The 20408-nt window shown below is 69.6% G+C and carries 14 protein-coding genes; 6 read left to right on the forward strand and 8 right to left on the reverse strand.

Annotated elements, in window-relative coordinates; translation table 11 throughout:
* Window positions 1-59: 59 nt before the first annotated feature.
* The gene (gene dnaE / locus ACFYXB_RS12005; RefSeq protein WP_389580639.1) at window positions 60-3599 is read right to left on the reverse strand and encodes a DNA polymerase III subunit alpha; all 3540 of its coding nucleotides are present in this window, start codon (window positions 3597-3599) and stop codon (window positions 60-62) included.
* A gap of 181 nt (window positions 3600-3780) precedes the next feature.
* On the opposite strand from dnaE, the gene ACFYXB_RS12010 reads away from it, so the two are divergent.
* The 4 genes from ACFYXB_RS12010 to ACFYXB_RS12025 all read left to right on the forward strand — a co-directional run bounded on the left by ACFYXB_RS12010 (window position 3781) and on the right by ACFYXB_RS12025 (window position 8565).
* Window positions 3781-5106 (forward strand): DUF2252 domain-containing protein, encoded by a 1326-nt coding sequence (locus ACFYXB_RS12010; RefSeq protein ID WP_389580641.1) that lies wholly within the window; start codon window positions 3781-3783, stop codon window positions 5104-5106.
* A gap of 66 nt (window positions 5107-5172) precedes the next feature.
* Window positions 5173-5871 carry a hypothetical protein gene (locus ACFYXB_RS12015; RefSeq protein WP_389580645.1) on the forward strand — a complete coding sequence of 233 codons (699 nt, stop codon included), beginning with the start codon at window positions 5173-5175 and terminating at the stop codon, window positions 5869-5871.
* A gap of 96 nt (window positions 5872-5967) precedes the next feature.
* Window positions 5968-6810 carry a thioredoxin domain-containing protein gene (locus ACFYXB_RS12020; RefSeq protein WP_351345139.1) on the forward strand — a complete coding sequence of 281 codons (843 nt, stop codon included), beginning with the start codon at window positions 5968-5970 and terminating at the stop codon, window positions 6808-6810.
* A 93-nt stretch (window positions 6811-6903) separates the two neighbouring features.
* Window positions 6904-8565, forward strand: a complete 1662-nt coding sequence (locus ACFYXB_RS12025) for an alkaline phosphatase D family protein (protein WP_389580648.1) — start codon at window positions 6904-6906, stop codon at window positions 8563-8565.
* A gap of 30 nt (window positions 8566-8595) precedes the next feature.
* Here the strand turns inward: ACFYXB_RS12025 and ACFYXB_RS12030 are convergent, their stop codons facing one another.
* The gene (locus ACFYXB_RS12030) at window positions 8596-9165 is read right to left on the reverse strand and encodes a dienelactone hydrolase family protein (protein ID WP_389580651.1); all 570 of its coding nucleotides are present in this window, start codon (window positions 9163-9165) and stop codon (window positions 8596-8598) included.
* 44 nt (window positions 9166-9209) lie between these two features.
* Here ACFYXB_RS12030 and ACFYXB_RS12035 point away from each other — a divergent pair, with 44 nt between their 5' ends.
* Window positions 9210-10256 (forward strand): mechanosensitive ion channel family protein, encoded by a 1047-nt coding sequence (locus ACFYXB_RS12035; protein WP_389580654.1) that lies wholly within the window; start codon window positions 9210-9212, stop codon window positions 10254-10256.
* Between the two features lie 12 nt (window positions 10257-10268).
* Here ACFYXB_RS12035 and ACFYXB_RS12040 read toward each other — a convergent pair whose 3' ends face one another.
* From ACFYXB_RS12040 to ACFYXB_RS12065, 6 genes are all read right to left on the reverse strand, one after another.
* A complete protein-coding gene (locus tag ACFYXB_RS12040; protein WP_351345128.1) occupies window positions 10269-11009 on the reverse strand; it encodes an SDR family oxidoreductase in 741 nt (246 codons plus the stop codon).
* Window positions 11010-11220: 211 nt separating this feature from the next.
* Window positions 11221-12807 carry a Na+/H+ antiporter gene (locus ACFYXB_RS12045; protein ID WP_389580658.1) on the reverse strand — a complete coding sequence of 529 codons (1587 nt, stop codon included), beginning with the start codon at window positions 12805-12807 and terminating at the stop codon, window positions 11221-11223.
* An 85-nt stretch (window positions 12808-12892) separates the two neighbouring features.
* Window positions 12893-13363 carry a GNAT family N-acetyltransferase gene (locus tag ACFYXB_RS12050; protein WP_389580661.1) on the reverse strand — a complete coding sequence of 157 codons (471 nt, stop codon included), beginning with the start codon at window positions 13361-13363 and terminating at the stop codon, window positions 12893-12895.
* A complete protein-coding gene (locus ACFYXB_RS12055) occupies window positions 13360-14304 on the reverse strand; it encodes an RluA family pseudouridine synthase (protein ID WP_389580664.1) in 945 nt (314 codons plus the stop codon). Before ACFYXB_RS12055 ends, ACFYXB_RS12050 begins: the two co-directional genes overlap by 4 nt.
* Before the next feature lie 65 nt (window positions 14305-14369).
* Window positions 14370-14993: a signal peptidase II gene (lspA, locus tag ACFYXB_RS12060; RefSeq protein ID WP_389580667.1), complete on the reverse strand. Its 624-nt coding sequence runs from the start codon at window positions 14991-14993 to the stop codon at window positions 14370-14372.
* A gap of 67 nt (window positions 14994-15060) precedes the next feature.
* Window positions 15061-16164 carry a TraR/DksA C4-type zinc finger protein gene (locus tag ACFYXB_RS12065; RefSeq protein ID WP_389580670.1) on the reverse strand — a complete coding sequence of 368 codons (1104 nt, stop codon included), beginning with the start codon at window positions 16162-16164 and terminating at the stop codon, window positions 15061-15063.
* 627 nt (window positions 16165-16791) lie between these two features.
* Between ACFYXB_RS12065 and ileS the strand changes: the two genes are divergently transcribed.
* Window positions 16792-19938, forward strand: coding sequence for an isoleucine--tRNA ligase (gene ileS, locus ACFYXB_RS12070; RefSeq protein WP_389580673.1), 3147 nt, complete (start codon window positions 16792-16794; stop codon window positions 19936-19938).
* Window positions 19939-20408 lie beyond the last annotated feature (470 nt).

Raw genomic sequence — 20408 nt, forward strand, 5'->3', positions numbered from 1 at the left:
CAAGCCCAGGCACATACAAGGGGCGCACCCGCAAAGGGTGCGCCCCTTGGCGCTGTCTCTCAGCCCGCCAGGCAGGACGGGCCGAGCAGTACCTTCAAATCGCCGAACAGGGCCGGGTCCGGCTTCACGCGGTGGCGGTCGAGGCGGAGCACCGTGGTCTTGCGCGGGCCCTGGAGCTTGATACGGACCTCGCTGTCGCCCTTGTGATGACTGAGGATCTCGCCTAGGCGGCTGACCATCGGCGGAGTGACCCGCGTGGCCGGGATGGTGAGGATCACGGGCGCGTTGGTGCCCGCGTTGGACAGGTCGGGGACCATCAGCTCCATGGCGACCAGACGCGGCACGTCCTCGCGCTTGTCGAGGCGGCCCTTGACGAACACCACGGCGTCCTCGACGAGTTGGGTCGACACGAGCTGGTACGTCGCCGGGAAGAACATGCACTCGATGGAGCCCGCGAGGTCCTCCACCGTGGCGATCGCCCAGGCATTGCCCTGCTTGGTCATCTTGCGCTGCAGGCCCGAGATGATGCCGCCGATGGTCACGACCGCGCCGTCCGCGTGCTCGCCGCCGGTGAGCTGGGCGATACCCGCGTCGGCCTTGTCGGACAACACGTGCTCCAGGCCGAAGAGCGGGTGGTCGGAGACGTACAGACCGAGCATCTCCCGCTCCTGGGCGAGGAGATAGGTCTTGTCCCACTCGTCGGTCGTGAACTCCACGTCCAGTCCGAAGCCGGGTTCGCTGCTCTGCTCCTCGCCCATGCCGCCGAAGAGGTCGAACTGCCCCTCGGCCTCCTTGCGCTTGACCGCGACCACGTTGTCGATCATCGGCTCGTACTGCGCGGTGAGGCCCTTGCGGGTGTGGCCCATGGTGTCGAAGGCCCCGGCCTTGATCAGGGACTCCGTGGTGCGCTTGTTGCAGGCGACCGCCTCGACCTTGTCGAGGTAGTCGGGGAACGAGGCGTACTTCCCCTTGGCCTTGCGGGACTTGATGATCGACTCGACCACGTTCGTGCCGACGTTACGGACGGCTTCGAGCCCGAAGAGGATCACGTCGTCGCCCTGGGCGGCGAAGTTGTGCACCGACTCGTTGACGTTCGGCGGGAGCACCTTGATGCCCATGCGGCGGCACTCGTTGAGATAGATCGCCGACTTGTCCTTGTCGTCCTTGACCGAGGTCAGGAGCGCGGCCATGTACTCGGCCGGGTAGTTCGCCTTGAGGTAGGCCGTCCAGTACGACACCAGGCCGTACGCCGCGGAGTGCGCCTTGTTGAACGCGTAGCCGGCGAAGGGGACCAGAACGTCCCACAGAGCCTGGATGGCCTGGTCGCTGTAGCCGTTCTTCTGGGCGCCGGCCTGGAAGATGGTGAAGTTCTTGGCCAGTTCGTCGGGCTTCTTCTTGCCCATGACGCGGCGCAGGATGTCGGCCTCGCCGAGCGAGTAGCCGGCGATGATCTGGGCGGCCTTCTGCACCTGCTCCTGGTAGACGATCAGGCCGTAGGTGACGGCCAGGACCTCTTCCAGAGGCTCCTCCAACTCCTTGTGGATCGGCGTGATCTCCTGGAGCTTGTTCTTGCGGAGCGCGTAGTTCGTGTGCGAGTCCATGCCCATCGGGCCGGGACGGTAGAGCGCGGAGACGGCGGAGATGTCTTCGAAGTTGTCGGGCTTCATCAGGCGCAGCAGCGAACGCATGGGGCCGCCGTCGAACTGGAAGACGCCAAGGGTGTCGCCGCGCTGGAGCAGTTCGAAGGTCGTCGGATCGTCGAGCGGGAGGCTCAGCAGATCGATGTCGAGGCCCTTGTTGGACTTCACCATCTTGACGGCGTCGTCCATGATCGTCAGGTTGCGCAGGCCGAGGAAGTCCATCTTCAGCAGGCCGAGCGACTCACAGCTCGGGTAGTCCCACTGCGTGATGGTCACGCCGTCGGTGTGCCGCACCCAGATCGGGGCGTGGTCGACGATGGGCTCGCTGGACATGATCACGCCGGCGGCGTGCACGCCCATCTGCCGAACCAGGCCCTCGACGCCCTTGGCGGTGTCGATGACCTTCTTCACATCCGGTTCGTTCTCGTACATCCCGCGGATCTCGCCTGCCTCGCCGTAGCGGGGGTGCGAGGGGTTGGTGATGCCGTCGAGGTCGATGCCCTTGCCGAGGACGTCGGCGGGCATCGCCTTGGTGAGCCGGTCGCCCATGGCGTACGGGTAACCCAGCACGCGCGCGGAGTCCTTGATCGCGTTCTTGGCCTTGATCTTGCCGTAGGTGCCGATCATGGCGACCTTGTCCGCGCCGTACTTCTCCGTCACGTACCTGATGACCTCGACGCGCCTGCGCTCGTCGAAGTCGATGTCGACGTCGGGCATGGAGACGCGCTCGGGGTTGAGGAACCGCTCGAAGATCAGGCCGTGCGGGATGGGGTCGAGGTCGGTGATGCCCATGGCGTACGCGACGATCGAGCCGGCCGCGGAGCCTCGGCCGGGGCCGACCGCGATGCCGTTGTTCTTGGCCCACATGATGAAGTCGGCGACGACGAGGAAGTAGCCCGGGAACCCCATCTGGATGATGACGTCCATCTCGTACTCGGCCTGCTTCTGGCGGTCGTCCGGGACGCCGCCGGGGAAGCGGCGCTCCATGCCGCGGCGCACCTCCTCCTTGAACCAGGTGACCTCGGTGAAGCCCTCGGGGATGTCGAACTTCGGCATCAGGTTCTTCGCCTCGAACATGCCGGTGGTGTCGACCATCTCGGCGACGAGGAGCGTGTTGGCGCAGCCCTCCTGCCAGGCGTCCGAGGCGTCGATGGCGTACATCTCGTCCGTGGACTTCAGGTAGTAGCCGGTGCCGTCGAACTTGAGGCGGTTCGTGTCGGAGAGGTTCTTGCCGGTCTGGATGCACATGAGGGCGTCGTGCGCGGTCGCCTCGTGCGCGTACGTGTAGTGCGAGTCGTTCGTGACCAGCGGCGGGATACCGAGCTTCTTGCCGACCCGGAGCAGGTCCTCACGGACCCGGTGCTCGATGTCGATGCCGTGGTCCATCAGCTCCAGGAAGTAGCGGTCCTTGCCGAAGATGTCCTGGTAGTCGGCGGCCGCCTTCAGCGCCTCGTCGAACTGGCCGAGGCGCAGCCGGGTCTGCAGCTCGCCGGAGGGGCAGCCCGTGGAGGCGATGATCCCCTCGGACCACTGGGAGATGGACTCCTTGTCCATCCGGGGCCACTTCTGCAGCCAGCCCTCGGCGTAAGCGTCTGAGGAGAGCTTGAAGAGGTTGTGCAGGCCCGTCTTGTTCGCCGCCCACATCGTCGCGTGGGTGTAACCACCGGAACCGGAGATGTCGTCCCGCTTCTGGTGCGGCTGGCCCCACTGGATCTTGCGCTTGTTGCGCCGTGACTCGGGCGCAATGTACGCCTCGATGCCGATGATCGGGGTGATTCCGGCCTTCTTCGCGGTATGGAAGAAGTCGTACGCCCCGTGCAGGTTGCCGTGGTCGGACATGGCGATGTGCGTCATGCCCATCTCGTTGCAGGCGTTGAACATGTCCTTGAGCCGCGCGGCACCGTCCAGCAGCGAGTACTGGGTGTGGACGTGCAGGTGCGTGAAGGGCGGCTTTGACACGGTTTCGGCCTCCGAGGGAAACGGGCGTCGACGATCTTCCGACCGGCTGCGGACGGTCTGGGGGACAGGCACGAATCCTATGCCTCGGGACTGACACTCGGCGGGCACTCACGCGTACCTTCGTGCGTTGGGCACGGCAGAAACACTGTCGTACACGTCACGCACCAGGAGGCACTACGCGATGTCGGTTCCCCAGCTCAGCGACGAGCAGCGCGGCGAGGAGATCCTCGCCGTCTTCGACACCGCCTTCGGCGAGCTCCTGGCCGCCGACCCAGCCGCGTTCCGCGTGAAGTTCCGCAAGATGGCGGCCTCGGCCTTCGCCTTCTACCGGGGCACGGCGGGCCTCTTCTACCACGACCTCGAGAGCGAGAAGCGCGGCGGTCCGTACCTCGACGAGCGCACCTCGCGCGTGTGGATCCACGGCGACCTGCACGCGGAGAACTTCGGCACGTACATGGACTCCAACGGCCGGCTGATCTTCAACGTCAACGACTTCGACGAGGCGTACGTCGGCCCGTTCACCTGGGACCTCAAGCGCTTCTCCGCCTCCATCGCCCTCATCGGGTACGCGAAGGCGCTCGGCGACGAACAGATCACCGAGCTGGTGAAGGTGTACGGGGGCGCGTACCGCGAGCGGATCCACGCCCTCGCGACCGGCGCCAAGCGCGACGAGGTGCCGCCCTTCACCCTGGACACCGCCCAGGGCCCGCTCCTGGACGCGCTGCGCGACGCGCGCTCGCTGACCCGGTTCGGGCTGCTCGACTCGATGACCGAGATCCGCGACTTCGAGCGCCGCTTCGCGCCGGGCGGCGGTTCCATCGAGCTGGACGCGGCCACCCGCTACAAGGTCCTCGCGGCCTTCGACGGCTATCTGGAGACGCTCCCGGAGACCTCCCTGGCCCGCCCGGACTCATACCGCGTGAAGGACGTCGTGGGCCGCCGCGGCATCGGCATCGGTTCGGCCGGCCTGCCGTCGTACAACATCCTCCTGGAGGGCCACAGCGACGCCCTCGAGAACGACGTCGTGATCTACATCAAGCAGGCCCAGACCCCGGCCGTCTCCCGGCACATCACGGACCCGGCGATCCGCGACTACTTCCAGCACGAGGGCCACCGCACGGTGATCTCCCAGCGCGCCCTCCAGGCGCACGCGGACCCGTGGCTGGGCTGGACCGAGCTGGACGGCACGGGCCAGCTAGTCGCCGAGGTCTCGCCATACGCCGTGGACCTGGACTGGGGCGACATCGACGACCCGGAGGAGATCGCGGCCGTCGTCGCCGACCTGGGCCGGGCCACCGCCACCATGCACGCGGCCGCGGACGACACCTCCGGCGAGTCCCTTGTGCCGTTCTCCACCGAGCGGGCCATCGACGCGGCGATCGCGGCCGACGAGGACGGCTTCGCCGGCCTGCTGACGGACTTCGCGCACAGCTACGGCGCCCGCGCGCGTGCGGACCACCAGATCTTCGTCGACCTGTTCCGCAACGGCAGGATTCCGGGCCTGTAACCGCACGGACTCACAGGCACCCTTTAGGGGTCTCTTACCTGAGTACGTGACAGACTCTCCAGCGCTATGGACATATCCGGGACCCCGCTCAGAGCCGTGCGCGCGGCGCTGTTCACGGCCGTGGTCGTGACGATCGGCACCGCGTCGCACGTGCTGCTGTCCCGGGCCCCGCTGCCGCTGCCGACCGTGGCCGCGGTCGCCCTCGCCGTCTTCGCCGCGGCGTACGCGCTGGCGGGCCGCGAGCGCGGCTTCGGCCGCATCGCGGCCCTGCTCGTCCCGCTCGAACTGGCCGCCGACACGGTGTTCACCACCGGCCAGCACGCCTGTTACGGCCGGGCGGGCGGCCCGATCGCGGGTCCCCTGCGCGCGGTCGGTCTCGACCTGCTGTGCCGGGGCGGCGCCGTGGGCACCCCGCTGGCCCAGGTGACCGGCGGCCACGACCGCACCTCGGACCTGCTGGCGCACGCCGACCCGGCCGCCGCCTGGCTGCTGCTCGCCGCCCATGTCGGCGTGGGCCTCCTCGCGGCCGGCTGGCTGCGCCGCGGCGAGCGGGCGCTGGCCCAGCTGCTGCGGGCCGTCGCCGCGACCACCTTCCGCCCGCTGCTGGTGGCCGCGGCCGCGGTGGCGGTACGCCTGACTCCGGTACACCTGACTCCGGTACGCCGGCTGCCGCGCCCGGCGCCGCGTACGGCCGCCGCCCGTGACCTGATCCTCGTGCACTCCCTGGGACGGCGTGGACCGCCGCGCTCGGCCGCTCTCGCCTGAGCGACATCCGTCGCTCCGCACAGCATCTGAGCACGACCCGTCCCCCACACGTATCCCGCGTACGACATGTGCGCGTCCCACATGGAGATCACCACTATGAGCAAGCGGAACAGCCAGGCGGAGAAGACTGCGGCCCGGGAGCGGCTGCGCCTGGAACGCGAGAAGCAGGCCAAGCGCGCCAAGGTCAAGCGGCAGGTCGTCGTGGCCGCGTCGGTCGTGGCCGTCCTGGCCGCCGCGGGCGGCATAGGCTACGCCGTCGTCCAGTCCAACAAGCCCAGCTACTGGGCGGGCGTGAAGGACGACAAGGTCGTCGCGCCGGCCAACACCACGGGCACCGACGGCACCACCGTGGTCATCGGCAAGGACACCGCGAAGAAGACCCTCAAGGTCTACGAGGACCCGCGCTGCCCGATCTGCGCCCAGTTCGAGCAAACCGTCGGTTCGACCGTCAAGAAGGACATCGACGACGGCAAATTCAAGATCCAGTACATCGGCGGCACGTTCCTCGACGGCGACTCGCTGGGCAAGGGCCAGATCGGCTCGCGCGGCGAGGGCTCCAAGAACGCGATGAGCGCCATGGGCGCCGCGCTGAACGTCAGCCCCGAGGCGTTCCTCGAGTACAAGACCGCGCTGTACTCGACGAAGTACCACCCCGAGGAGACGGACGACAAGTTCAAGAGCGACGACTACCTCATCAAGGTCGCGGACACCGTCCCGGCGCTGAAGGGCAACGCCAAGTTCGAGGACGCCGTGAAGAACGGCACCTACGACGCCTGGGCGCTGGCCATGTCGAAGACCTTCGACACCAACAAGGACGGCGTGACGGGCACTCCGAGCTTCGTGATGGACGGCAAGATCCTCACCACGCCCGGCAGCCAGAACCCGCCGATGACAGTCGCGGACTTCAACTCCGTGGTGGACGCGGCCCTCAAGGCCTGAACCACCGGTCGCGGAGCGACCGCCGAATGAAGAGCGGGCGAACTTTACGAGTTCGCCCGCTCTTGTTCGTACCGGTCAGTAACCTGATCGTCCGTGACCAGTCGATACAGACCCGCTGAGGGCACCAACTCCCCCTCGCCTCGCCGCCGTACGGTCGTCAAGGCCGCGGCGGCGACCGCTGTCCTGGCCGGACCGCTGGCCGCCGCGCTCCCGGCGCGCGCCGCCGACCAGGTCCCCGCCTTCCTGCACGGTGTCGCCTCCGGCGACCCGCTGCCCGACGGCGTCCTGTTGTGGACCCGCGTGACCCCCACCGCCGAGGCCATACCCGGTTCCGGGCTCGGCCCCGACACCGAGGTGAGCTGGGTCGTCGCGAAGGACAAGGCGCTGACGAACGTCGTCGCCACGGGGTCCACCACCGCGAAGGCCGCCTCCGACCACACGGTCAAGGCCGACATCCGCGGCCTGCAGCCGGCCACCGACTACTGGTTCCGCTTCTCGGCCGGAGGCACCAACTCCCCGGTGGCGCGCACCCGCACCGCGCCGGCGGCGGACGCGGCCGTGTCCGGCCTGCGCTTCGGCGTCGTGTCCTGCGCCAACTGGGAGGCCGGTTACTTCTCCGCGTACCGCCACCTCGCGGCCCGCAACGACCTCGACGCCTGGCTGCACCTCGGCGACTACATCTACGAGTACGGCACCGGCGACTACGGCACCCGCGGCACCGTCGTACGGCAGCACGCGCCCACCCACGAGATCCTCACGCTCGCCGACTACCGCACCCGGCACGGCAAGTACAAGACCGACGCGGATCTACAGGCCCTGCACGCCAAGGCGCCCGTCGTCGCGATCTGGGACGACCACGAGTTCGCCAACGACACGTGGTCGGGCGGCGCCGAGAACCACACCGAGGGCACGGAGGGCGCCTGGACTGCCCGTCAGGCCGCCGCCAAGCAGGCCTACTTCGAGTGGATGCCGGTGCGCCCCGCGATCGCGGGCACCACCTACCGCCGGCTGCGCTTCGGCAAGCTGGCCGATCTGTCCCTGCTCGACCTGCGCTCCTTCCGCTCGCAGCAGGTGTCCACGGGCAGCGGTTCGGTGGACGACCCGAACCGTACGATCACCGGTCGCGCCCAACTCGACTGGCTGAAGGCCGGGTTGAAGGCGTCCGACACCACCTGGCGCCTCGTCGGCAACTCGGTGATGATCTCGCCGTTCGCCATCGGCTCCCTCTCCGCCGACCTGCTCAAGCCACTGGCCAAGCTGCTCGGCCTGCCGCAGGAGGGCCTGGCCATCAACACCGACCAGTGGGACGGCTACACCGACGACCGCCGTGAGCTCCTGGCCCATCTGCGCTCGAACGCCATCCGCAACACGGTGTTCCTGACCGGCGACATCCACATGGCGTGGGCCAACGACGTGCCGGTGGACGCCGGGACCTACCCGCTGTCGGCCTCGGCCGCCACGGAGTTCGTGGTGGCCTCGGTGACCTCCGACAACCTCGACGACATCGTGAAGGTCCCCGAGGGCGTGGTCTCCGCACTCGCCGCCCCGGTCATCCAGGTCGCCAACCGCCACGTCCACTGGGTCGACACGGACCGCCACGGCTACGGCGTCCTGGACATCACCGCCGACCGCGCGCAGATGGACTACTACGTCCTGTCCGACCGCACGAAGGCAGACGCGACCTCGTCCTGGGCGCGTTCGTACCGCACCCGCACCGGCACGCAGAAGGTCGAGCGGACGTACGACCCGGTGTAACCTCCGGGCGCCGGAACGGAGACCGGCGACCTAGAGGGTCTCCAGGAAGCCGAGCGCCACCCGCCAGGTGGCCTCGGCGGCTTCCTCGTCGTAGTCCGGCAGGCCGGGGTCGGTGTAGAGGTGGCCGGCCCCGGCGTACCGGTACACCTCCACGTCGGCCCCCGCCCTGCCCATCTGCAGATACCAGGCGCTCAGCCAGTCGTCCGTCTCGAACGGGTCCGGCTCGGCCACGTGCAGCTGGACCGGCAACTCGTCCACGGAGACGTTCGGTGCGATGTCCGACGTGCCGTGCAGGAGCAGCAGCCCGCGCGCCTTGTCGTCGCCCAGGGCCAGGGTCTGCGCGACGGAGGCGCCCAGCGAGAACCCCGAGTACACCAGCCCCCGTTCCGAGTAGGGCGTCGCCGCCAGGACAGCCCGCTTCAGCAACTCGTCCTTGCCGATCTCCTCCTTGAGGGCCATGCCCTCCTCGACCGTCTCGAACGTGCGCCCCTCGAAGAGGTCCGGCGTCCACACCTCGTGCCCGGCGCCGCGCAACCGGTCCGCGGCGTCCCGTACTGCGGGCCTGAGGCCATAGGTCGAGTGAAAGAGCATGATGTTCATGAGGCCATGGTGCCAGCCGCCCCGTGCCCGTTACGTTCTCAGGCATGGAGAACGTACTCCGCCCGTTGATCGTCGTCGGCGGCGCCGTCGTCCTCACCCTGCTGATCGGCTGGGTCACGGACTTGCTGCTGCGCAAGGCCGACGGACGCCACCGCGAGACTCCCCTGTGGGGCCTGTTGCGCCGCGCCCGGATCCCCTACCAGCTGGTGCTGTGCGCGGCACTGCTCAGAGGCTCCTACGACCAGGCGGCGCTGCTGGAGCAGCACCGGGTCGGTGTCGGCCGGATCCTGACCCTGGTGCTGATCGGCTCCGTGGCCTGGCTGGTGATCCAGATCGCGGCGGCGGTCGTCGAGACGTCGTACACCCGTTACGCCCGCGCCCACCGCGACGCCGCCCGGGTTCGTCGCGTCCGCACACAGGTGTCGCTGATCATGCGCGTGGTGGCCGCGGTCGTCGGTGTGGTGGCCGTGGCCGCGATGCTGCTGACGTTCCCGGCGATGCGCGCGGCCGGCGCCTCCCTGCTGGCCTCGGCAGGCATCCTGGGCATCGTCGCCGGTGTCGCCGCCCAGTCCACGCTGGCCAACCTGTTCGCCGGACTGCAGATAGCCTTCGGTGACATGGTGCGACTGGGCGACACGGTGGTGGTGGACGGCGAGTGGGGCACCGTCGAGGAGATCACCCTGACGTTCCTGACCGTACGGACCTGGGACGAGCGCCGGATCACGATGCCCGTGTCGTACTTCACCTCCAAACCCTTCGAGAACTGGTCCCGCGGCACCGCTCAGATGACCGGTGTCGTCTACTGGCACGTCGACCACACCGCGCCCGTCGAGGCGATGCGCGAGAAACTGCGGGAGATCCTGCGCGAGTGCCCGGCGTGGGACGGCCGCGAACAGGGCCTGGTCGTCACCGACTCGACCCCCACCACCATGCAGGTACGGGCCATGATGACCGCGAAAGACGCAGACGACGTGTGGACGGTCCGGGTCGCCGTCCGCGAGCGGATGATCCGCTGGCTGATCGAGGAGCACCCTTACGCCCTGCCCCGCGTCAACACGGCGGACGCCGTCCGCCCACCGCTCGGCGGCTGACCTCGCCTTCCCTCAACGGCCGTGCTCCGCACCTCCGTTGACCTGGACGACCTGCGAGGTGATGTGCCCGGCGCCCGGCGACGCCAGCCAGTGCAGGGTGGCCGCGACGTCCCCGGGCCGGCCGGCACGACCGGTCGGAGTCTCGGCTATGAGCCGTTCCCGCCTCGCCTCGTCCATGGCGTCGCCGAAGAACTCCGTGTCCTCGACGTACCCCGGCGCGACCACGTTCACGGTGATCCCATGCGGCCCCAACTCCCGGGCCAGATCATGGGCGTAGGGATGCAGGGCGGCCTTGGCGGCGCCGTACGCCCCGCTGCCCGAGCCCCGGTAGGCGGCGATGGAGCTGATGAACAGCACCCGCCCACCCGGTTCGGCCAGCCGCCGCTTCAGTGCCTCTGTGAGCAGGGCCGCGGTCAGGGTGTTGATCCTGAAGTTGACGGTCCACTGGTGCGCGACGGCATCGAGCGGATCGTCGCTCTCGGCCGGAGCCTCGAGGATCCCGTTGCCCCCGGCACCGTGCACCAGCACGTCCACGGTCCCGAACTCCTCGGCGACGAACCGGGCCACCCCTCTCACAGCCGCCGGATCACTGAGATCGGCGGCATAGGTGAGCGCCCCGCTCACCCCTGCTTTCTCCAGCACCTCCGCCCGTCGCCCGAGCAACAGCACCCGGTCCCCGTCCTCCGCGAAGACCTGCGCAGCCGCAAGCCCGATCCCCGTACCGCCACCACTGATCACAATGTTGCGAGCCATGATCCGAGAGTACGAGCGCCAAGACGATGGGGCCTCCGGATATCCACAGCGGCCACATGCTTATATGACCGCCACCGCACTGGTGCCGCGCAAGGCGCGAACGCTCACGGAATCCGGCAGCCCGCAAGGGAGAGCCGCCGACGGCGCCGCTGCCCCACGGGAAACGCCCACCTGCCGGCCAACCAGAAACGGGCGGTGCGCGGGTGGGAAATCATCGAAGACTACGCACGTCAAGATGCCGAAGCACCCGGTCCACGATCTCCGGATCCGCCCCGGGTTCACTCCGCGCCGCCAGCACCTCGTGCCGCGCAGCGCTGAGCAGCTCCCCCTCAATCCGCCGCACGCGCCGCAACCGCCGCAACCGCTGGTGCTGCGCCTCCCGCCGCTCCTTCCCCCCGACGTCCGGACTGATCCGCACCCCGATCTCGAAGGCCCGCCGCAACATCTGCTCGGACAGCTCCTCCGGCAGCTCCTCGACCTCCTCGATCTCCCGCAGCCGCCGCTTCGCGGCCTTCGCCGCCCGCACCGCCAGTTGCTTCTCGAACTCCTTCTCCCGCTCGGTGTCGGCCCGCACTCCCAGCAGTTTCACCAGCCATGGCAGGGTCAGCCCCTGGAGCACCAGCGTCGTGATGATCACCCCGAACGCGATGAACACGATCTCGTCCCGGTCGGGAAACGCGGACCCGTCGTCGGTGTGCAGCGGCACGGCCAGCGCCAGCGCGACCGAGGCAACCCCGCGCATCCCGGACCACCACATGACGACGGTCTCCCGCCAGCCCATGGGGATGTCCTCGTCGTGGCCGCGCTTGGCGTGCATCCGCTTGGTGACCCAGGTGGCGGGCAGCAGCCACAGCAGGCGTACGAACACCACCACGCCCGTGATCGTGGCCGCCCAGCCGAGCATCTCGCCCCACCGCCCCGCCGCCGTACGGATCGCGTTGTGCAGTTCGAGCCCGATCAGCCCGAACGCGACGCCGGTGACGAGCGTGTCGACGATGTCCCAGAAGGTGTGCCCGACGAGCCGGGTCATCACGTCGTCGGCGCCGGTGGCGTACTCGGTGAGGAACAGCGCCGTGGTGAGCACGGCGAGCACGCCGGAGCCGTGCAGTTCCTCGGCGAGGACGTACGAGGCGTACGGCACCAGCAGCGTGAGGCCGATCTGCAGCGTCGCGTCGCCGAGCACGTCCATCAGTTTGTTCGCGCCCCAGCCGAGGATGAGCCCCACGACGACCGCGACGACCGCGGACAGCACGAGGTCCAGCCCGGCCCGCCAGGGAGAGAATGTCCCGCTGACGACCGCGGCGATCGCGACGTGGTACAGCACGATCGCCGTGACGTCGTTGAACAGCCCCTCGCCCGACAGGATCGACACCAGTCGGCGCGGCAGTCCGAGCCGCCCGGCGACGGCGGTGGCGGCGACCGGGTCGGGCGGGGCGATGAGCGCACCCAGCGCCACGGCGGCGGCGATCGGCAGCCCGGGAACGATCGTGCCGGCGACGTAGGCCACGGTGACGGTGGTGACGAAGACCAGGGCCACGGCCAGCAGGAAGATGGGCCGTCTGTTGGCCGCGAACTGCCGCCAGGACGTGCGCCGGACCGCCGCGTAGAGCAGCGGTGGCAGCAGGGCGGGCAGGATGAGCTCGGGCGGGATGTTCACGTTCGGCACGAAGTCGAGCACCGCGAGCACGATCCCGAGCAGGGTCATCAGGACCGGCGCCGGAAGCCCGAACCGGTCCCCGACCGGGACGCTCACCAGGGCCCCGAGCAGCAACACGAACAACAGAGCCAACTGATCCACGGCCGGCGCTCCGGGAGTCGACGATCACACGGCGGGGCTCAAGCCTGCCATGCCGCCCTGCTCACCGGCCGTGTAGCGCCTCCGGCTACAGAGCGCGCCGCATCGCCTGGTGCGGGATGCCCGCCTCGAGGTATTCCGGGCCGTACGCCTCGTAGCCAAGCCGCTCATAGAAGCCCAGGGCGTGCGTCTGGGCGTGCAGGTCGACCGCCGCGAGCCCACGCGCGCGTGCGGCCTCCTCGATGGCCCGCACCAGCGCGACGCCGACGCCGAGCCCGCGTGCCTCGCGCGCCACGGCGAGCCGCCCCAGCGAGCCCACCGACAGGTCGCCGCCGGTCTTCTCGGCGGCCGCCTCCGCGCCGTACAGCAGTCGGCCGGTGCCGAGCGGCACGCCGTCCGCGCGGATCGCCAGCACGTGCGCGGCCGTGGCGTCGTACGCGTCGTACTCGAGGTCCTGCGGGACGCCCTGCTCGACGACGAAGACCTCCTTGCGCACCGCGAAGCACGCCTCGCGGTCGGCGGGGTCCTCGGCGACACGCACCTCGTACGGCGTGGTCATGCGTACGTCTCCTCACGGACCTGGTCCAGGGCCTCCCGGAGGTCCTCCGGGTACTCGCTCTCGAACTCGGCCCAGCGGCCGTCCCCGGGGTGCTCGAAACCGAGCCGTACGGCGTGCAGCCACTGACGGGTCAGGCTCAGCCGCTTGGCGAGCGTGGGGTCGGCGCCGTAGGTCAGGTCGCCGACGCACGGGTGGCGGTGGGCGGCCATGTGGACGCGGATCTGGTGGGTGCGGCCGGTCTCCAGCTTCACGTCGAGCAGGGAGGCTGCGCGGAACGCCTCGATGAGGTCGTAGTGCGTCACGGAGGGCTTGCCGTCGGCCGTGACCGCCCACTTGTAGTCGTGGTTCGGATGGCGGCCGATGGGCGCGTCGATCGTGCCGCTGGTCGGGTCCGGGTGGCCCTGGACGAGCGTGTGGTATCGCTTGTCGACCGTGCGCTCCTTGAACTGGCGCTTGAGCGACGTGTACGCGTGCTCCGACTTGGCGACCACCATCAGGCCGGACGTGCCCACGTCGAGGCGGTGCACGATGCCCTGGCGCTCGGCGGCGCCCGAGGTCGAGATCCGGTACCCGGCGGCGGCGAGCCCGCCGATCACGGTCGGTCCCGACCAGCCGGGCGACGGATGCGCGGCCACGCCGACCGGCTTGACGATCACGACCACGTCGTCGTCGTCGTGAATGATCTCCATGCCCTCGACCGGCTCGGCGACGATCTGCACCGGCGCGGGCGCCTGCGGCATCTCGACCTCCAGCCAGGCCCCGCCGCGCACGCGCTCTGACTTGCCGACCACCGAGCCGTCGACCTGGACCTTGCCCGCGGCGGCCAGCTCCGCCGCCTTGGTGCGGGAGAAACCGAACATGCGGGAGATGGCGGCGTCGACGCGCTCGCCCTCCAGGCCGTCCGGCACGGGCAGGGTACGGATCTCGGGAATCGTGCTCACCCGTCGAGTATGCCGGACGGCTACGACAGCCCCGTACCAGCGCCCTCGGACCGCCTCGGTCCGTCTCAGTCCTTGTGGACGGTCCCGTCCGGGTCCAGGCCGCGGAAGGACAGCAGCACGATCAGGATGCCGCCGCACACGATCGCCGAGTCCGCCAGGTTGAACACCGCGAAGCCCTTGGGCGCGATGAAGTCGACGACCTCGCCCTGGAAGACCCCCGGCGAGCGGAAGATCCGGTCGGTGAGGTTGCCGAGGGCGCCGCCGAGGAGCAGGCCGAGGGCGACCGCCCAGGGCAGGCTGTAGAGCTTGCGGGCAAGGCGGATGATCACCACGATCACGGCCGCCGCGATCACCGTGAAGATGATCGTGAAGGCCTGCCCGACGCCGAAGGCCGCGCCCGGGTTGCGGATGGCGTTGAACTCCAGCCAGTCCCCGACGAGCTTGATCGGGGCGTGGTGCTCCAGCTTCGCGACCACGACCAGCTTGCTGATCAGGTCGAGGGCGTACGCGAAGACGGCCACCGCGAACAGCACCGCGATCCGGCGCCCGCGCGCGGGCCGCTCGGCCGCACCGTCCCGCTCGTCCGCCCCCGCCGCACCCGACAGGCCCGGCTCCTGGGCCGATGCCGCCTGCTCGCCGCCGTCGTCCGGAGTGTCCGGCGTACCGATGATGCGCTCCGCCTCTGTCACGTGAGTCCCTCAACCTAGGTGCCTGACTGAGGACGAGACTAATGCACGCCCAGGACGACCCAAGTGCTCAGTAGCGGCGTTCCTGTTTCTGCTTGCACTCCACGCACAGGGTGGCCCTCGAGAAGGCCTGCATCCGGGCCTTCCCGATGGGGTTCCCGCAGTTCTCGCACAGGCCGTACGTGCCCGCGTCCAGCCTCTCCAGGGCCCGTTCGGTCTGGACGAGCATCTCGCGCGCGTTGGCGGCCAGCGCCATCTCGTGCTCGCGCGTGATGTTCTTGGTACCGGTGTCTGCCTGATCGTCACCGGCGCCGTCCCCGGAGTCCCGCATCAGGCCCACGATGGACTCCTCGGACGACGTGATCTCGGTCCGCAGCCGCGTCACCTCGGACAGCAGCTCGGCGCGCGCCTCCTCGACCTCCTCCGGCGTCCACGGGTCCTCGCCCGGGCGCACCGCGAGCTCGCCGGGTTCCACCGCCGCGGCGACCCGCGCCAGGGGAACAGCGGTCTGCGCCGCCGTGGCCGTACCAGGAGTCTTCTTAGCAACCACCGTCGTGGCTCCCGTCTGCTTCGCGGCCCGCGCCGCGCCCGCTTTCTTGGCCGTGCTCTTCGTGCCCGCACCGCTCCCCGAGCCAACCTCTCCGGCGACCGACTTCTTCGCGGAGGTCTTCTTGGCGGAGGTCTTCTTGGCGGAAGCCTTCGTAGGGGAGGCTTCAGCAGCTGAGGGCTTCTTCGAGGAAGCCTTCGTCGTGGAGCGCTTCGTGACCGCGGCTTCCTCGGCGCCCTTGGCGGCCGGCGTCTTCACCGCCGGCTTCTTCGTCGCCGACTTCTTCGCGGCCGCCTTCCCGCCCGCGCTCTTCTTCGCGGCGCCCTTCGCATCCGCCGCCTTCTTTTCGGCGCCCATCGCGTCGGCCGCCTTCTTCGAAGAAGCCGCCGTTTTCGACGCCGGCGCCTTCTTCACTGCCGTTCCGGCGGCGTCTGTCGCCCCCGCGGCGTCGGCCCGGACCGTCTTCACCGGCTTGTCCGCCGTCTTCGCCGTCGCATTCGCCGCCACGCCGCCCTGGGTGCTCTTCTTGCCTCCTACATCCTTGGCCGGGCGGCCGGAGGTACCCGCGGCCGCGCCCCCGGAGCTGCTGGACGCCGACTGCTGTACGGCGATCTTCTTCGCCATCATGGCCGCGGCCCCTTCACATATTGTGATCTTGCTCGCGAATCGTGCTGGGACGATAAATCGACTTGAGTCCCGCGGCAACGGGACTCACCGCCCGATTCGCCCGGCTCGCGCATGTCGCGGCACAAGCCTGCATGCGTTGTGCCCAGCTCCCCGCCAGGTAATCCGCCGAGCCGGACATCCCAGGATGCGAACGCCCGTACGTCGCCATTCGGGTCATCTCGCCGCCGTACCGGACCCCGGCCCGGCACCCGGCCGCCGTCGCCGAAATCCGGTCGGCCGCTGTCCCCGCGGCGCCGTACACTGGGCGGAGCGAAAGGCATGGATGGGGACGAGTAGCGGCGTACGCAGCCCAGAGCGACCCGGGGACGGTGAAAGCCCGGGGGCGAGCGCGACGTGAAGATCACCCCGGAGCCGTCGGCAGAAAGTCCTGGTCAGTGGGCTCCGCCCACGGGCCTCGCAGGGCGAGTAGACCCGGCATCGCGACCCAATGAGGGGGCTCACCGGCGCACACGGCGCCCGGGGGCCAAGGAGGGTGGTACCGCGGGAGCGCGCCGCACGGCGTACGTAGCACATACGGCTCTCGTCCCTCCGACGGAAGGCAGCACGTCCGTTGGAGGAAGCTCGCAGATGACAGAGCCGACGTACCGCTCGGTACCCGCCCAGGTCGACCTCCCCGCGCTCGAGCACACGGTGCTCGACTTCTGGCGCGAGCAGAAGATCTTCGCCAAGAGCCTGGAGCAGTCCGAGGGCCGCCCCGAATGGGTGTTCTACGAGGGCCCGCCCACCGCCAACGGCATGCCCGGTGCCCACCACATCGAGGCCCGCGTCTTCAAGGACGTCTTCCCCCGCTTCCGCACCATGCGCGGCTACCACGTGGGCCGCAAGGCGGGCTGGGACTGCCACGGGCTCCCGGTGGAGCTGGCGGTCGAGAAGGAGCTGGGCTTCAGCGGCAAGCAGGACATCGAGGCGTACGGCATCGCGGAGTTCAACGCCAAGTGCCGCGAGTCCGTGCTGCGCCACACGGACGCCTTCTCCGAGCTGACGACCCGCATGGGCTACTGGGTCGACCTCGACGACGCCTACGTCACGATGGCCCCCGAGTACATCGAGTCGGTCTGGTGGTCGCTGAAGGAGATCTTCGACAAGGGCCTGCTGGTCCAGGACCACCGCGTCGCCCCCTGGTGCCCGCGCTGCGGCACCGGCCTGTCCGACCACGAGCTGGCGCAGGGCTACGAGACGGTCGTCGACCCGTCCGTGTACGTCCGTTTCCCGCTCACCTCCGGTCCGCTCGCCGGCCAGGCCGCGCTCCTGGTGTGGACGACGACCCCCTGGACCCTGGTCTCCAACACGGCGGTCGCCGCGCACCCCGAGGTCACCTACGTCGTCGCGACCAACGGCGAGGAGAAGCTCGTCGTCGCCGAGCCGCTCGTCGCCAAGGCGCTCGGCGAGGGCTGGGAGACCACCGGCCAGACCTTCACCGGCGCCGAGATGGAGCGCTGGACGTATCAACGTCCGTTCGAGCTGGTGGAGTTCCCGGAGACCCCGGGCGGCACCCACTACGTGGTGAACGCCGAGTACGTGACGACCGAGGACGGCACCGGTCTGGTCCACCAGTCCCCCGCCTTCGGTGAGGACGACCTCAAGGTCTGCCGCGCGTACGGCCTGCCCGTCGTGAACCCCGTCCGCCCGGACGGCACCTTCGAGGTGGACGTCCCCCTTGTCGGCGGCGTCTTCTTCAAGAAGGCCGACGAAAAGCTCACCGAGGACCTCAAGGACCGCGGCCTGCTCTTCCGGCACGTGCCGTACGAGCACAGCTACCCGCACTGCTGGCGCTGCCACACCGCGCTGCTCTACTACGCGCAGCCGTCCTGGTACATCCGCACCACGGCGATCAAGGACCGGCTGCTCGAGGAGAACGAGAAGACCAACTGGTTCCCGGACACGGTCAAGCACGGCCGGTACGGCGACTGGCTGAACAACAACATCGACTGGGCGCTGTCCCGCAACCGCTACTGGGGCACTCCGCTGCCGATCTGGCGCTGCGAGGACGACCACCTCACCGTGGTCGGATCCCGCGCGGAGCTCACCGAGCTGACCGGCACCGACCAGTCCGAGCTCGACCCGCACCGCCCGTTCATCGACGCGGTCACCTTCGACTGCCCGCAGTGCGCGAAGACGGCCACGCGCGTGCCGGAGGTCATCGACGCCTGGTACGACTCGGGCTCGATGCCGTTCGCGCAGTGGGGCTACCCGTACAAGAACAAGGAGCTGTTCGAGAGCCGGTACCCGGCGCAGTTCATCTCCGAGGCGATCGACCAGACCCGCGGCTGGTTCTACACGCTGATGGCGGTCGGCACGCTGGTCTTCGACAAGTCGTCGTACGAGAACGTGGTCTGCCTCGGCCACATCCTCGCCGAGGACGGCCGCAAGATGTCCAAGCACCTGGGCAACATCCTGCAGCCGATCCCGCTGATGGACCAGCACGGCGCGGACGCGGTGCGCTGGTTCATGGCCGCGGGCGGTTCCCCGTGGGCGGCCCGCCGCGTGGGCCACGGCACGATCCAGGAGGTCGTCCGCAAGACGTTGCTGACGTACTGGAACACGGTCGCCTTCCAGGCGCTGTACGCCCGCACGTCGAACTGGGCGCCGAGCGAGGCCGATCCGGCCCCGGCCGACCGCCCGGTCCTGGACCGCTGGCTACTGTCCGAACTGCACGCGCTGACCGGCCAGGTGACCGAGGCCCTGGAGGCGTACGACACCCAGGGCGCCGGCAAGCTCCTGTCGGCGTTCGTCGACGACCTGTCGAACTGGTACGTCCGCCGCTCCCGGCGCCGCTTCTGGCAGGGCGACAAGGCCGCCTTGCGCACGCTGCACGAGGTCGTCGAGACGGTGACCAAGCTGATGGCGCCACTGACCCCGTTCATCACCGAGCGGGTCTGGCAGGACCTGGTCGTGCCGGTGACCCCGGGCGCCCCCGAGTCGGTGCACCTGGCGTCCTGGCCGGAGGCGGACCTGTCGGCGATCGACCCCGAGCTGTCGCAGCAGATGGTTCTCGTACGGCGCCTCGTGGAGCTGGGCCGGGCCACGCGCGCGGAGTCGGGCGTCAAGACGCGGCAGCCGCTGTCCCGTGCGCTGGTGGCGATCTCCGGGTTCGACGCGCTGCACCCCGAGCTGCACGCGCAGATCACCGAGGAGCTGAACGTGAGCTCCCTGGCCTCACTGTCGGAGGTCGGCGGGTCGCTGGTGGACACCACCGCGAAGGCCAACTTCCGCGCCCTGGGCAAGCGGTTCGGCAAGCGAGTCCAGGACGTGGCCAAGGCCATCGCGAACGCGGACGCGGCGGCGCTGTCGCTGGCGCTGCGTGAGGGTACGGCGTCGGTGGAGGTCGACGGTGAGACGGTCGCGCTCGCTCCGGACGAGGTGATCATCACGGAGACGCCGCGCGAGGGGTGGTCGGTGGCGTCCGACTCCGGTGCGACGGTCGCGCTCGATCTGGAGATCACGGAGGAGCTGCGGCAGGCGGGGCTGGCCCGTGACGCGATCCGGTTGATCCAGGAGGCGCGGAAGAACAGTGGGCTCGATGTGGCCGACCGGATCGCTTTGCGGTGGGTCTCGACGGACCCGGCGGTGATCGCGGCGCTGAGCGAGAACGCGGAGTTGATCGCGGACGAGGTGTTGGCGGCGGACTTCGTGCAGGGGGAGGCGGACGACACGTACGGCTCCGCTTTCACCGACGAAGGTCTCTCGCTGACGTTCCGCTTGCGCAAGGCATAGCCCTCCCACCCACGCACCACCCGTTTCCAGCCGGCTGGAGAGTGAACGTCTCCCGCGGGGGCTGAGCACCATCGGCGGCCGACCGCCCGTAGCAGGCGGTCGGCCGCCGCCGTGACCGGTCGCCCGCCCGTCGCAGGCAGCCAGGCTCGGTCGTGAGCAGCGGGCCGCCCGTCATAGACAGTCGGGCTCCGCTGAAGCCAGTCCGCCGCCCGTCGCAAGCAGTCGAATCGGCCGCCGCCGTGACCGGTCGGCCGCCCGTCACAGACAGCCAGCCGTCGCCGTGAGCAGCAGGCCGCCCGCCGCAGACAGCCAGCCGTCGCCGTGAGCAGCAGGCCGCCCGCCGCAGACAGCCAGCCGTCGCCGTGAGCAGCAGGCCGCCCGTCACAGACAGCCAGCCGTCGCCGTGAGCAGCAGGCCGCCCGCCGCAGACAGCCAGCCGTCGCCGTGAGCAGCAGGCCGCCCGCCGCACG

This window comes from Streptomyces sp. NPDC002619 (assembly GCF_042889305.1).
Lineage (GTDB): Bacteria > Actinomycetota > Actinomycetes > Streptomycetales > Streptomycetaceae > Streptomyces.